8 protein-coding genes are annotated in these 15278 nt (G+C 49.1%); 1 reads left to right on the top strand and 7 read right to left on the bottom strand.

Features of this window, described 5'->3' with window-relative positions:
• Window positions 1–2 precede the first annotated feature (2 nt).
• From FSB84_RS01390 to FSB84_RS01360, 7 genes are all read right to left on the bottom strand, one after another.
• Window positions 3–6074, bottom strand: a complete 6072-nt coding sequence (locus FSB84_RS01390; protein ID WP_130543353.1) for an alpha-2-macroglobulin family protein — start codon at window positions 6072–6074, stop codon at window positions 3–5.
• A 213-nt stretch (window positions 6075–6287) separates the two neighbouring features.
• Window positions 6288–7484, bottom strand: coding sequence for a T9SS type A sorting domain-containing protein (locus FSB84_RS01385; RefSeq protein WP_130543354.1), 1197 nt, complete (start codon window positions 7482–7484; stop codon window positions 6288–6290).
• Between the two features lie 321 nt (window positions 7485–7805).
• Window positions 7806–9008, bottom strand: a complete 1203-nt coding sequence (locus FSB84_RS01380) for a T9SS type A sorting domain-containing protein (protein WP_130543355.1) — start codon at window positions 9006–9008, stop codon at window positions 7806–7808.
• 257 nt (window positions 9009–9265) lie between these two features.
• Window positions 9266–10141 carry a succinate--CoA ligase subunit alpha gene (gene sucD, locus FSB84_RS01375; protein WP_130543356.1) on the bottom strand — a complete coding sequence of 292 codons (876 nt, stop codon included), beginning with the start codon at window positions 10139–10141 and terminating at the stop codon, window positions 9266–9268.
• Between the two features lie 64 nt (window positions 10142–10205).
• The gene (locus FSB84_RS01370) at window positions 10206–11015 is read right to left on the bottom strand and encodes an ABC transporter ATP-binding protein (protein ID WP_130543357.1); all 810 of its coding nucleotides are present in this window, start codon (window positions 11013–11015) and stop codon (window positions 10206–10208) included.
• Window positions 11016–11026: 11 nt separating this feature from the next.
• Window positions 11027–11767 (bottom strand): MlaE family ABC transporter permease, encoded by a 741-nt coding sequence (locus tag FSB84_RS01365; RefSeq protein WP_130543358.1) that lies wholly within the window; start codon window positions 11765–11767, stop codon window positions 11027–11029.
• Window positions 11768–11831: 64 nt separating this feature from the next.
• The gene (locus FSB84_RS01360) at window positions 11832–14162 is read right to left on the bottom strand and encodes an NADP-dependent malic enzyme (protein WP_130543359.1); all 2331 of its coding nucleotides are present in this window, start codon (window positions 14160–14162) and stop codon (window positions 11832–11834) included.
• A gap of 262 nt (window positions 14163–14424) precedes the next feature.
• Between FSB84_RS01360 and FSB84_RS01355 the strand changes: the two genes are divergently transcribed.
• Entirely contained in the window at window positions 14425–15258 is an 834-nt protein-coding gene (locus FSB84_RS01355; RefSeq protein WP_130543360.1) for an ABC transporter ATP-binding protein, read from the top strand.
• Window positions 15259–15278 lie beyond the last annotated feature (20 nt).

The raw sequence follows: 15278 nt of genomic DNA, 5'->3' as shown, positions 1-15278 counted from the left end.
TTCTATTTTTCCACTACAACTTTTACTCCTTCGGAGTGTGAAGTGAATTCCGGCGCATACATACACTGGATGGTGGTAATGCCATTGCTGAAATTACCGGTATGGGTTACAAACATCGGGTATTCGAACACCCAGGTTCCCTTGCGGAGATATCCGAAGAAGAAATTGGTGCTGGCATCTTTGGTGCTTTCGTAGTAACCGAGGCCACCCTGGTATCTGAAGCCGCTCAGCACGTTCACGGGCTCCATGCAGCTTGCGCGCATGTCTTTCATATGCACGTACTCCATATCACGGTCAACTCGCAGTTCTATGCGTACTTTTATTTTGTCTCCAACTTTGAGGATATCGCCTTCGTTCACGGGCTGGAGAACCGGTCCGCGATCTGAATTCCTTTCAACGAATAATTTTTTCTGCAGGTTGAGCGGTGTGGCTGCATGTGTGATCTTGTCCATATCCTCGAAATACTGCCAGTATACAGAGCCCCAGCTGGGAGCGGCGCTGTTGGCTGCATTGCTCACGGTCACTTTAATATTGCCCATTTCAGGTTTCACCTTGCTGCCTTCGATCGCATCCTTGAAGTATCCGGTGCCTGCTTCCTGGTTCTTTTCATTGCTGCGGAGCGTTTGACTGCCGAGTGTAACCTGCACTTCCGGTGTTGATGCGAGCCAGTTATTACCTTGCAACAATAAAGCGTAAACCGCGTCGGCAGTGGCTTTGGTGGTGCGCCAATTCTGTGTTTGCTTTTGTTTCAGCAACCAGGTTTTGGCGTCTTCCACTGCTTTTGTATCGTTGCTTACTTCCTTGAATGCCTCGATGAGCAGTGCCTGTTTTTCGATTGGCGCCTGGTGCCAGTAGTATCCGTAACCAGTATTGGTCTCTTTCCAGTACATGCCCATCTCTTCGTTCCTGATCGCATTTTCTTTCAGGGAAGCCATGATGGCTTTGGGCACAGTTTTATCGCCTGTGCGGTTCAGCGCAATGGCGATCATGCCCTGCATGTAACGGTTCTGCTTCAGCCAGAACTGCTGCGATTGCTTGCGATAATAATCGTAGGCAGTCTTGCTGGCAGCCAGAACCTTGATCTCGGGGAAGAAGCTGCGCATGTAGAGATACTGGATCTGCGTATAGCCGAGATTGTTATCAGTGAGCTTTGTTTTATGCTTCACCAGGTAATCGTAATCCTCTTTTATTTTTTTATCGAGATAGGGAACGATGGTTTCGATCAAACCGGTGATACCTTCCGCATCCTTCGGTAATGCATTGAGCTGCCTTAAACGGCCGATGCCGGTTGCGATGTACTGGCTGATATAGCGGTCGTCAGGACCGCCTTTGAACCACACAAATCCGCCATTGCTGCTCTGGAGGTCCAGCAGTTTATTGAGGGATGATTGCAGCTCGGTGCTCATGCGAACCATATCGAAGAGCAGACCGATCTGTTTCTTCTGTTTGGTTTCATCCTGCGCCTGCAATACCCAGGGCGTTTCCTGCAGGAGTACTGATTTCAGTTCTTCATTCTTCATCAGGTTACTCAGGAGGGCGCTGGTGTCCGCATTCTTCCAACGCTCGAAAGTGGCTTTCAATGTTGGGGTTGAATTGGCGATATTGGTGGCAAGTGCATTGGCATAATAGCGATTGAACAATTGTTCTGCGCATTCGTAAGGATACTCCATCAGGTAGGGCAGCGACTGCACTGCATACCAGGCAGGATTGGTGGTGAACTCAACAGTGAGGGATTGATGGCCCAGTGTTTCGCTGCCACCGCTCTGCAACAATTTGGTAAAGCTGAAATCCTTGCTGCCATTGCCACGCATCGGGAGTGGCAGGCTTTCGGTGACCAACATACGATTACTCACTACGGGCAGGATGGCTTGCTCTCCATCGGAAAGGCTCTGCTCTCCGCCTTTGGCTTCAGCTACTATACGGTAGGTAAGCGGACGGTTATATTGATAAGGGATCAGCATGGAAAAGCTCACGGGCGTGCTTTGTCCGGCTGCCACTGTGAAATACTGATTCGGCATTACATTGTTGAACCAGCCGTCCACGGATTGATTGGTAGATGGATCGACGAGCAGCAGCTGTACCTGTCCGGTGAGCTCTTTACCGCTCAGGTTCACGATCTTGGTGCTGAAATCGATGCGGTCTCCTTCGCGAAGGAAGCGGGGCGCATTGGGTTGAACCATCAGCTCCTTCTGAGTGATAATGTTCTTGGTGCTATAGCCGAAGGCCAGCTCTTTGGTATGCGCCATGATCATCCATTTCCAGGTGGTGAGGGCTTCAGGCATAGTGAATGAGAATTCAACATTGCCATCGGCATCTGTCTGAAGCTCTGGAAGGAAGAAGGCGGTTTCGTTGAGATTGGTGCGAACGGATGGTGAAGGAGCAGGAGCAGATTTGCTGCTTGTTGAATCAGCAAGAGCAAAAGCCTCATCTTTGCTGTTGCCTGCTTCTGCACTCGCCTCAAGTGCAACGGGGACGCCATCTGCAAGCGTTATTTCCTTCTTTGCTGCTGCCGGCGCGGCACTGCGCATGTACATCAGTCTTTCGTTTCCAACTCCCGCGAAATATCCATTTACATCAACTCCCGTTTCCAGCTCATCATACTCCTTGCGGAAACTTTGATAGTCTGTATTGATATTTTTCCTGTCTGCCTGAACAGATGCGAAATTGGCCCGGCCGTTCCAGTATTTGTTCATATAAAGCTGTGGATAGAGCGAAGGCTTATTCCAGCTATGGTCCACAAACTGGTCCAGGGACGCATCATACATGGCTGTTAGCATTTCTGCCGCTACTTTTTCATTCTTCGAGCCGCTCAGTTTCACTTTCCATTTTTCCTGGCTGCCGGGAAGCGTTTTATCGCGGAAGGTTTCGTATGTTATTTTCAGTTCCTTATTACTGTAAGGAACTGCGAACATGTCACTGGCGGTATAGAACCTGTTGTTCTTCACAAAAGCCATCGTTACGCCAATATTACCGAGGTCTTCTTCGGTAACGGGAATGGTGAAGGATTGTTTGTTTTGTGTGAGGGTGATGAAGTCCTTTACATACTTTTCATCTTTACGAACCAGGTCTCGAATGATGAAAGCCTTGCCCAGGTTGGTTTTGATGGTATACTGAATGGTCTGTCCCGGTTCATAGGGCTGTTTCTTCGAATCGATGGCGAAGTAGGCTTCCGGATGGAGATCAGTGGCGGCGGAAAGCAGCAGGTATTTGAGTGCTTTCACTTCTTCTCCGAACTTGTCTTTGGTGGTCACTTCGATCACATACCATCCTGCGGGCAGTTTCAGTTTGCCTGTAGCAAATTTACCATCGGTGCTGGTTGTGTCTGTAATGTTCAGTACACTGGCGCCGCGTTGCCATTTGGATGGCTGGTTCCCATCTTTATAAATATCATTGGGGAAGAGGCGATGGTACTCTTCTTCCGTCAATACAAATTCATCGGGTTGCTCCCAGTAACGGCTGCGGAACTGGCGCTGGGGCGCTTGCAAAGGATAAGCATTCAGTGTTACGGTTGCTTTTTCGAATGCGCCGTTGAGATTGGTACTGTTGACCCGGATAGTAGCAAGACTGTCAACAGGCAATTCATTTTCAGCATCCACACTAAGCACCAAAGCCTGGAAACCCACGCTCACGCTGGTATTGCCGCTTCGGGTCTCGCCATTGATATCAGTAACGTCTGCGCTTACCTGATAAATGAACCTGACCATCGATTTTTTATCTGCATTGCTTTCCGGTAATGCACTGAAGCTAACCTTGAATTTACCATTGGCATCTGTAGTGGTGGTGCCATTGGTGATCTCCACTTCATCCATTCTGCCGGGAGGCCAGATCTTGGGCAAATAATAATCATAGAAAGGATAGATATTCCGGCGAACTACGCGATAGCTCACACTGGCTCCGTCGATATTATTGCCGGCATAGGCTTTGGCAGTTCCTTCCACGGTAATGGTTTCATTCAGTCTGTAAGTGCCGGTTGGCTGATCAACGGTGACTTCAAATTTCGGGCGTTTGTATTCTTCTACATTGAAGTTGACATCGGATTTAGTGAAAGTGTCCACGATCCTGAAATTGCCATTGAGCAAACCTGTGGGCAATGTGAAGCGGGCTGAATAGGAGCCGTAAGCATTGGTGGTTACGGGGATGCTGCTCACCTTCTGTCCGTTTGCATCCATCAGGTCCAGCACAGTGGCGCGATTGGTGATGATGGATGATTTGTTGCCCAAATTATTCCTGTTCACCATGATCCCTTTCACGTATATGATCTGACCAGGACGATAGATAGCGCGGTCTGTGAAGAGGAAGGTGCTGTTGGTCTCTTTCTGAATATTGTCATTCGGATTGTAGGAGCCGTTGTATTGATAGTCCTGGATGGCAAGGCGATCCTCTCCTGCACTGATCTCGATCCGGTACTGGTTATCATCCCTTGTCTTTGAACGGGACACGGTGAAGGCGCCGTACTGATCGGTTACGAATTGCTCGCCCTTCCTGTCCTGGTACTTGCTGGCCTTGTAATCATAATACCTGTTCCAGATCTGAACGGCAGCGCGGGCGATGGGTTCGCCGGTTGTTCTGTTCAATACATGGTGATTGTGCTCACTTGATATGTAAGCGATATTGGAAACATAGAAATGCTGTGCTGCCATCGGCCTGGTGAGGGAGAATTCATCGGGACTTACCAGGAGGATGTATTTACCAACGGGAAGGCCGGCTATGGGAATTTCGGTTGTATGTTGCTGATAGTCTTTCGTGTCGGGCAGGCGTTGCACGAATGTTTTGAATGCAGGTTGTTTGATGAGTTTGTTCCAGTATTTATCATCCCAGCGGTTTTCATCGAGCTCGTCATCATTCACTTTGATGATGCGCGCCTGTAAATTGGAAATATTCCTGAAAGTGGCCAGGGCCCTGAAGTTTTGAGCGGGTACATTCACCTTCTCTGCCTGCAGTCCAAGGACCGGTTGTTTGATCTGTTGCAGGAGATTGTAACTATTGGCCCTTCCTTCAGATGGGGTTTTGTCTTCCAGCACCTGGTTAAGGATGGATACTGCTTTTACATATTCATAGCGATGGGCTGTATCCGCCTGCGCATTGTACCTTCCTGCCAGGCCGGAATAGTAACTGGCCAGCAGGTACCATGCCTGTGCTGCAAAGGGCTGGCGGCCATATTTTGCCGTGAGCTTTTCCAGCGCCTGTTTGTACAGTTCATCCTTATTGGACATGGTGCCGTAAGTGTTGGCAAATTCGATACGTTCGATATCGGCATCCACCAGTGCTTCTGGTTTTGCATCGTTGAGATGGAATTTCAGCAGGCGCTGAAAGAGCTGAAGCGCTTTGAACTGGTTGGACAGTTCATCCTTTGTCTGGAATTTTGCCGACACAAAACTGTTCACATCTGCCAGTGCTTCTGCCTGGTTGATCTCGAAGAGATAAGCCGGGCGGGTGATATTGCGGTCGTCTGATTTGAAATAGTCGAGTGCACGGTGAGCCAGCAGGTCGAAAAGGGTAGGACGAAGCTCGCGTACATTTCCTTTGCGGATGATGGCGTCATAGCCACTAAGTTTTGTCTGCTGCAATTGCGCTTCATTGGAGAGTGATGCCTGGAAAAGTTCGGTGATCTTTTTATGAAAATCATCCGCTGACCAGGTGTTCACATCATCTTTCACGAAGTTAACGGTAGCTGTGCGGTTGCGGAGGCGCCAGCGCTGGTTATTGTAATACTGCCAGTAGTTGGCTGCGGCAATGCTTTGCAGGATGGCCTTTGTATTGCCTGTAGTGCCGGCGATCTCTTTATCGAAGGCGGCAAAAGCAGCAGTAGCGGCCTGCTCCGATTCCTGTTTTTCCCTGTCGAGTGCTATGCGATAGGTAAGCGCTTTGATCTGCTGCGGTTCATTCTTCTCTTTTTTGGCCAATGCATAGATCTGGTTCACTTCTTTGAGTGCGGATTCAGTAAGCCCGCTCTTGTTGAGAAGGGAATCCACTTTTTTCCATAGTTTGTCGTAAGCATTCATTTTTTGTGCTGTAGTGGTTAGGACCAATAAAAAGGATAATGGAATAAGTAACAGGATTTTTTTCAGCAACATGCATTCAAATTTTAATCAAGGTATTAAATCTAATCAGAACTACCGGTCGTCAAATTTCGATGGTTCTGGTTCTTATTTCCGTGAAAGGGATGCGGTATGAAAAAGGATTGCATACCGTCAAAAAGTTAAAAAAAGCCTATGGCCCCATGTGAGATGCTGTTACAGTACAAACATGGGGCCATATGACTTGCCGACTGGTTAAGCTTCAGCGAATCATCGCTTCAGGAAAACCTCTACTATGTTATCATTCTCATAGTCCAGGCTCAGGAAATACTGGCCGGGACTGAGTTGTGCAGTGTTTAGCCTGTACTGGTTGAAGCCTTGTACAGTGGTTACGGTATTGGTTTGAAGGATCTTTCCTCCCAGGCTTCGGATAGACAACTGTGTTTTCACACTGTTGGTGCCCGTCCAGTCAACGATCAGCACATCACTGACAGGATTGGGGTACAGGTTGTTCAGTGTTATGCCACTGTTCCCCGCGCGTACGCTGATGGTCCGGGAGTAGACGGAATTGCCCTGTCTGTCGATGACCCTTAGCCGGTAGTAAGTTCTTCGGAGTACGGGCCCGGGATCATTATAACTGTACCGGGTAACCGATCCTGCCGCTCCCTGCGCCTGAACAGTACCTGCGTTGGCAAAATTGTAACCGTCGATGCTCCTGTTCACTTCAAAGTAAGCGGCGTCCAGCTCCATGGCGGTGGTCCAGTTGAGCTGTACGCTTGGCTCTGCATAAGTGGCTGTGAAGCCGGATAGCGGGTTCGAGTTCTGGTACAGTACCGGGGATGCACAACCGTTGTTCACAAATCCATTGCTTACGCTTTTGCCATCTACTGGTTCCGGGAACCGGTAGAAATCGCCGTCGTTGGAGCTTTGACCTTTTACCTGTTGCTTCCAAATGAAATTGGCGTAACAGGCAGCCACACCGTTTACCGCGAGTGTGACAGTTTTAATGGTGTCAGCGTTGCTTTGGCTCAAAAAAGTTGGCAGTGGGGGTTCGAGAAGGTTCCGGTACAGCAGGTATACGGCGCCGTATTGTTCACAAAGTGACGAAAAATCATACACTACATCCACCAGGTTAGACATAAAGATCACAAAAGGTGTATTGGGCGGAATGATAGCGCCATCATCTACCGTTGAGATGCAGCCACCGGTAGGCACTGCTCCGGTATTGGCGGCAAAATCATCATCATTGCTGGGCGTGATAGCGCCGTTGCCGGGAAGAATGATATTGAGATCGTTCACGTTCAACGGCACATTTCCGTTCACCAGAACGATAAATTCATTACGGCTTTCCTGGATGCCGGTGCCGCATCCGTTGGCCATGATGCCTACAATGCGCGGGCATTGCTGCGCTGGCAGGATCAGGGGGGCGTAACATGCTATGAAGAGAAGCAGGTAGACATGTTTCATACACAATAAATTTAGTTGCGGGACCAGGGAGGAGGGGGTAACTGTAATTTACGATTTTTCCTTTGCCGGAGGGGGAATTTGTCGGAGGGGTAAGGCTTTGCGGTTGAGAAAATAAACCGGCGCGGGAGAATGAAGGCTGGAGGTTGTGGTGAGGATTGGGCTGTATTGGAGAGCCAGGCTTTATCGCTTTTATTTTCAAGACCGCTCTGCCTTACCCCCGCTCCGACAGGGCACTCTGTGGGGCGGAAAAGAGAATGCCCCAGCGTAAAGTATGCGTGGGGCTTCTCAATTTATTTATGTTCAGTCCAACTTTGCTGTTCCTCATCGTTTCAGGAATGATTGCACCATATTATCTGTGCCGAAATCAAGTGTGAGGAAATATTGTCCTGCAGGCAGCTTACTGGTGTTTAGTTTCAATTGGTTGAAGCCTGCAAGGGTTGTTACTGTTTGGGTTTGGAGCAACTGTCCCTGAAGGTTTCGTACCGATACCTGTGTTTTCAGATTGCTGATCCCATTCCATTCGATCACCAGCTCTTCATTGGCCGGGTTGGGATAGAGACTGTTCAGGGTAATGCCGCTGGCATTGGCGCGGATACTAATGATCTTCGAGAATTCAGCACTGCCATCCAGGTCAACGATCTTCAAGCGGTAATAATTCCTGCTGGGAGACGGATTATTATCGTTATAACTGTACCGTGTAATCGAAGATGTATTGCCTGCGGCGGCAACAGTGCCGATAGTGGCGTAGTGAATGCCATCGGAACTTCTAAGTATTTCAAAATGGCTGACATTGAGTTCCGTGGCGGTTGACCAGGAGAGCTGCACATTATTGTTCCGGTAACTGGCGGTAAAGCCTTCGAGGGTAACCGGCAGCAGCTCAAAGGGAGGAGAGGCGCATCCGTTGTTGACAAAGCCAGGGCTCAGGCTCACGCCTGCAGTGGGCTCGGGGAAGCGAAAGAAATTGCCATCCACTGAAACGCCCGTTCCCACAGGAACATCGTAAGTATACGTAGCGCCGCAGGCAGGTGAGCCGTTTACATTGAATGTTACGCTGCGTTGCTCACCACCCACTACACTGGTCTCATTCAGAAAAGCGGGAGGGACCGGAGCCGGATTGGTTTTGTACAATAGATAAACCTGGCCAAATTCCGTGCACCAGGAACTGAAGTCGTAAGCCACCGCCACATTGCTCGACATGAAGATGATGAAAGGAGCATTGGCAGGGATCACATCACCATCATCCAGCACAGTCAGGCAGGTGCCGATGGGGGCAAGGCCTGTATTGGGAGCAAAGTCTGTTGTTCCTGCGCCAATAGCAGCTCCGGTTGGAAAGGTAAAACGGAGATCATCCACATTCAAATTTGTATTTCCATTCACGCAGAAAATAAATTCATTACGACTTTCAGTATTACCGGTGGCGCAGGCATCTACCATAATTCCCGCCAGTCGCGGGCATTGCGCATGTAAAGTGATACTGGCTCCCAGGAAGAGGGAGAGAAACAGTGGTGTGTAGCGATTTTTCATATATCAGGTTATTAGTGATAAGCAATGAAAATCCGGACACGAAGTGTACATCTGCGAATGTGTGATCAGCAGAAGGAATGATAGTAAATGGAGATATTCTACAGTGGAGCTTGGCGCGGAATCTGCGCCGGGAGTAACCGAATGTACGAAGATTTTTCAACAACGGCTGTATATGAGCGGCCCGGCGTGATATATGTACATGAAAAAAGGATGAACAGTGCGTTCATCCTTTTTTCAATATCGGGTTCAGCTTTCGCTTACTTCTTGATCACTTTTGCAATGGTAGCGCCGATGTCGGCGGGGCTTTTCACTACATTGATGCCGCATTCTGCAAGAATGGTCATCTTGGCTTCAGCAGTATCTTCTGCACCGCCAATGATGGCGCCTGCGTGGCCCATTCTGCGTCCGGGAGGAGCGGTTTGACCAGCAATGAAACCTACCACAGGTTTTTTGTTGGGCTGCTCTTTGTACCAGCGTGCTGCTTCAGCTTCCATGCCGCCACCGATCTCACCGATCATCACAACGGCCTCAGTTTCGGGATCGTTCATGAACAGTTCGAGCGCTTCTTTGGTAGTGGTCCCGATGATGGGGTCTCCACCGATACCTACTGCAGTTGATACACCCAGTCCGGCTTTCGCCACCTGGTCTGCAGCTTCATATGTGAGAGTTCCTGATTTGGATACGATACCGATCTTACCGGTTTTGAATACGAAGCCAGGCATGATACCTACTTTGCATTCGCCCGCTGTGATCACACCAGGACAGTTGGGACCGATCAGTCTTGTTTTGGTTCCCTGCAGGTACAGTTTGGCTTTCACCATGTCCTGAACAGGAATGCCTTCCGTGATACAGATCACGAGGCCGATACCTGCTTCTGCTGCTTCCATGATAGCATCTGCTGCAAATGCAGGCGGAACGAAAATAATAGAAACATTGGCGCCAGTTTCTTTTACGGCATCAGCTACGGTGTTGAACACAGGCCTGTCGAGATGGGTTGTACCACCTTTATTGGGGGTAACACCGCCCACAACATTGGTTCCGTATTCGATCATCTGCACAGCGTGGAAAGTTCCTTCCGTACCGGTAAAGCCCTGCACCAGTATTTTGGATTGTTTATTCACTAAAATGCTCATAGCGGGTATTTAAAAGTTGGGCAAAAGTAAGGGAAATGGGTCAAGATGGAAAGGAAGGGACGGGTTATTTGATCAGGTCGTCCATATTCCTGTTGTTATCGATCTTGCCGGTCTGTTCCAGCATCCGCATGTCCTTGGCATCTTTCAGGAACTCGGAAGCGAAAATGAACTCGTTCAGCAATTCATTTTTGCTGAATATGATCTCTTTGTTACTTCCTTCCCATTCCTTCACGCCTTTGTGCATGTAGATGATATGGTCCCCGATCTCCATCACGGAGTTCATATCATGGGTGTTGATGATGGTGGTGATATTGTATTCCTTGGTGATCTCATTGATGAGTTTGTCGATCACCAGTGATGTCTGCGGATCGAGGCCGGAGTTGGGCTCATCGCAGAAAAGGTATTTCGGGTTGAGCACAATGGCCCGGGCAATGCCCACCCTTTTTTTCATACCGCCTGAGAGTTCGGCGGGGAATTTCTTATTGACGTCTTTCAGGTTCACCCTGTCGAGAACTTCGTTCACCCGTTTCAGTTTCTGCTGGTAACTGTCTTTGGTGAACATATTGAGAGGGAACATGATATTTTGTTCTACCGTCTGGCTGTCGAACAGTGCAGAACCCTGGAAGAGCATGCCGATCTGTTTACGCACTTCCTTGCGCGCCTCATCGTCCATGTCTGTGAAATTCTGTCCGTCATAAAGGATCTCGCCACTGTCTGGCGAAAACAATCCTACCAGGCATTTCATGAAAACCGTCTTACCGCTGCCGCTGGCGCCGATGATGAGGTTACATTTGCCTGCCTGCATCACCACGCTCACATCATTGATGACCGTTTTATCACCGAATCCTTTCTTTAGATTTTTTACTTCGATCATGCCGGGGAAATTTATTGTAACAGCAGTGCTGCCAGTACATAATCAGCAAACAGGATGGCCACACAACTCACTACCACAGCCTTGGTGCTGGAGCGCCCGATCTCCAGGGCCCCGCCTTCCACGTAGTATCCGTAGTAAGCAGGAATACTGGAAATGATGAAAGCGAATGTATAGGCTTTGATCAGCGCGAAGAATACATTGTAAGGCTGGTAACTGCCAAGCAGACCTTTATCGTACTGGGCGGCAGAAAGTACCCCGGATGCAACACCGGCAATACGGCCGCCATAAATACCGAGGGCCATGGAGATCACTACCAGCAAAGGGATCATGATCAGGGCTCCCAGGATCTTCGGCATTACCAGGTATGATTTGGTATTGATGCCCATGATCTCCAGCGCATCTATCTGCTCGCTCACACGCATATTCCCTAGTTCACTGGCAATCTTACTGCCCACCACACCGGCCAGTACGATACAAACCAGGGTGGGGGAGAATTCCAGGATCACGGTATCGCGTACGATCTGTGCAATGGTGCTCTTGGGAATCACCGGGCTTACCAGCTGGTAAGCGGTCTGGAGTGCGGATACCGCACCCATGAAGAAAGAGATGATCACCACGATGCCCAATGAACCAATGCCAATTTCAACGCATTGGTGCATGAGCTCTTTCCAATACATCTTGCCATTTTCCGGTTTGGAAAACATGCCTTTGATCATCAGCAGGTAACGGCCAAATTCTGTAAATAACGTCATAGCTACAATTCTATACAGGTGTCAACAGCAATAACCGGCTAAAATTAGTGATTTATTGCCAAGCTTACTTTTTGTTCCGCTTCCACCAGGGAGATTTCCTCACTGCGTCTTCCGGGTTCTTGCCGCATTTCAGCTGTGCATCTATCACTGTCACCAACGCCATATTATAAATACTTCTCACGCTGCTGCCCAGTTGCAGAACATGCACTGGTTTCTTCAGTCCAAGCAGGATTGGCCCGATAGCATCGGCGCCACCTACTTCCTTCAGTAAATTATATGCCACGTTTCCGGCAGCCAGGTTGGGGAAGATGAGGGTATTCACTTCCTGTCCGATCAGCTCGCTGAACGGATAGTTCTCGCGAAGGATGTCCTGGTTGAATGCCACACTGGCTTGCATTTCACCATCCACCATCAGGGTGGGATCTTTTTGTTTGATGATCTCGCGGGCCTTGCTCATCAGTCTGGCTTCAGGGCTGTCGCTGCTGCCGAAGTTGGAATAGCTGAGCAATGCGATGCGCGGAGTGAGGTTGAAGTTGCGCACTTCCTTGGCCGCCATCAGCGTGATCTCTGCCAGCTCTTCTGCAGTGGGATTGAAGTTCACGGTGGTGTCCGCCATGAACAATGGTCCCTTCTTGGTGAGCAGCAGGTACATGCCTGCGATCTTCTTTACATTCTCTTCGGTGCCGATCACCTGCAGGGCAGGACGAATGGTATCAGGATAATTACGGGTAAGTCCCGAGATCATACCGTCGGCTTCGCCGGTTTCCACCATCATGCAACCGTAATAGTTACGGTCTTTCATCATTTTGGCAGACTCATATTTATTGATACCACGGCGCTGGCGCTTTTTGAAGAAGAGCTCGCCGTATTCTTTTCTTTTTTCTTCCTGGTCATCACTGCGTGGATCTATGATCGGTAGTTCGTCGATATCGATCTTGTTGCTCAGCGCAATGCTCTTGATCTTTTTCTCATCACCCAGCAGGATAGGGAAGGCGATACCTTCATCATAGGCGATCTGAGCCGCCTTGAGGATCTTAAGATTGTCAGCTTCAGCAAATACGATACGTCTTGGGTCCTTGCGGGCCTTGCTGCCGAGTACGCGCATCACCTGGTTGTCTAGCCCGAGGCGTTTGTTGAGTTCAATCGCATAATCATCCCAGTTAGGAATGGTGATCTGCGCCACCCCGCTCTCGATGGCGGCTTTCGCTACTGCCGGAGATACGGTGGCCAGGAGCCGGGGATCAAGAGGTTTTGGAATGATGTATTCAGGACCGAAAACGATGTTCTTTTCGTTGTAGGCGGTGTTCACGATATCAGGAACCGGCGTTCTTGCCAGTTCTGCCAAAGCGCGTACTGCGGCCAGTTTCATGGCTTCGTTGATCTGCGTGGCGCGTACGTCCAGCGCTCCGCGGAAGATGAAGGGGAAGCCGAGTACATTGTTCACCTGGTTGGGAAAATCACTGCGGCCGGTGGCCATGATGATGTCTTTGCGCGCAGCAGTAGCCACATCATAAGCGATCTCCGGATCAGGGTTGGCCATCGCAAATACGATAGGGTTCTTCGCCATGCTCTTCACCATCTCTTCATTTACCACATTACCTACGCTCAGGCCGATGAACACATCGGCATCTTTCATTGCATCTGTAAGTGTGATCCCTGCCTTATCAGTAGTGGCAAATTGTTTCTTGTCGCCATCCAGATCAGCACGGTCTTTATGCAGCACGCCTTTACGGTCGAACATGAGGAAGTTCTCAGGACGTGCGCCCAGGCTCACGTAGAGTTTGGCGCAGGCCATGGCTGCGGCTCCGGCGCCATTCACCACGAAAGAAGCTTTTTCTATTTTCTTTTTCTGTATTTCAAGCGCATTCAGCAGTGCAGCAGCGGAGATGATGGCTGTGCCATGCTGATCATCGTGCATCACGGGGATCTTCATCTCTTCGCGCAGTTTCTGCTCTATGTAAAAGCACTCGGGCGCTTTGATGTCTTCCAGGTTGATGCCTCCGAAAGTAGGTTCCAGTGCTTTTACGATCTGTACAAACTTCTCGGGGTCTTTCTCATTGATCTCGATATCGAATACATCGATGTCTGCAAATATTTTGAAGAGTACACCCTTTCCTTCCATCACGGGCTTGCCGGCTTCGGGACCGATATCGCCCAAACCAAGAACGGCTGTTCCATTGCTGATCACAGCAACGAGATTGCCTTTGGCGGTATACTGATAAACTTTTTCGGGATTGGCGGCGATCTCTTTGCAGGGCTCTGCTACGCCTGGTGAATATGCCAGCGAAAGGTCGCGCTGGGTTTTTGCTTCTTTGGTTGGTACAACTTCTATTTTGCCCGGTCTTCCTTTGGAATGGTATTCCAGGGCTTGCTCCCTGATGAGTTCTTTTTTCATAAAGTTCTTTTAATCAGGCAGTTAACGGAACGCTGGCGAGTTTAGTACATGACAATGCGGTTTAATAAGAGATTTCCTCAACCAGTGCACCCTGCCAAAAACAGGTTTGCAATGTACGTCATTCCGTTCATCCCGCTTTTTCTGCGTAAAAAATAAACCCGTGTTGAACCGCCAATAAAATCTTCGAAAAAAAAATTGCAGGAACCAAAAAACTATTTTATGTTTGGGTGTACTATTGAAGTAGTACACTAAAACACAAGCAATGATCAAGGTCCAAAATCTGCATTTCTCCTACCGGAAACGGAAAGTGTTTTCCGGACTCGACCTTCAATTGCAGTCCGGCCATATTTACGGATTGCTGGGTAAGAACGGAACAGGCAAAAGCACTTTGCTTCGCAATATTGCAGGGTTACTATTTCCTGACCAGGGCTCGATAGATGTACTTGGTTTCGATCCCGGCAAAAGGATCCCGGCGTTCTTACAGGAAGTATTCATGGTTCCCGAAGAATTCTATCTCAGTGATGTTCCGCTGAAGCATTTATTGAAATACCATGCTCCATTTTATCCCCGCTTCAGTGTGGAGCAGTTCAATAAATATGTGCAGGAGTTCGAAATACCAACAGACAGCAGCCTGCACAATATGAGTTATGGACAGAAGAAGAAAGTGCTGATCAGTTTCGGTCTTGCTTCCAATGCCTCTGTTCTGTTGATGGACGAACCCACCAATGGTTTGGACATCATGAGCAAGAGCCAGTTCCGCAGAGTGATGGCCGGCGCGCTGGATGAGAACAAATGCATGGTGATCAGCACACACCAGGTGAAAGACCTGGAAAGCCTGATAGACCGCATCACCATCATCGACGAAGGCCGTATCCTGTTTGATCAGACCATTGAGGACATCAGCCGTAAGCTCCAGTTCTCCGTGAGCTTCGATCCTGAAGAAGTGAAACGCGCTATCTATGCTGAATCCGCTTTGCGCGGGCATTCCGTGATCCTGAAAAATGACGGGGAAGAAGAGAGCAGGCTGGATCTGGAATTATTGTATAAAGCGATTATCCTTAACCGTGAGCAGGTACAGCAGGCATTCGCCGCCTGATCAACATTGTTCAACCAAGA

The organism is Pseudobacter ginsenosidimutans (assembly GCF_007970185.1).
Lineage (GTDB): Bacteria > Bacteroidota > Bacteroidia > Chitinophagales > Chitinophagaceae > Pseudobacter > Pseudobacter ginsenosidimutans.
Note: the sequence above shows the minus strand (reverse complement) of the source record. Positions and strands in the feature narration are given on the sequence as shown.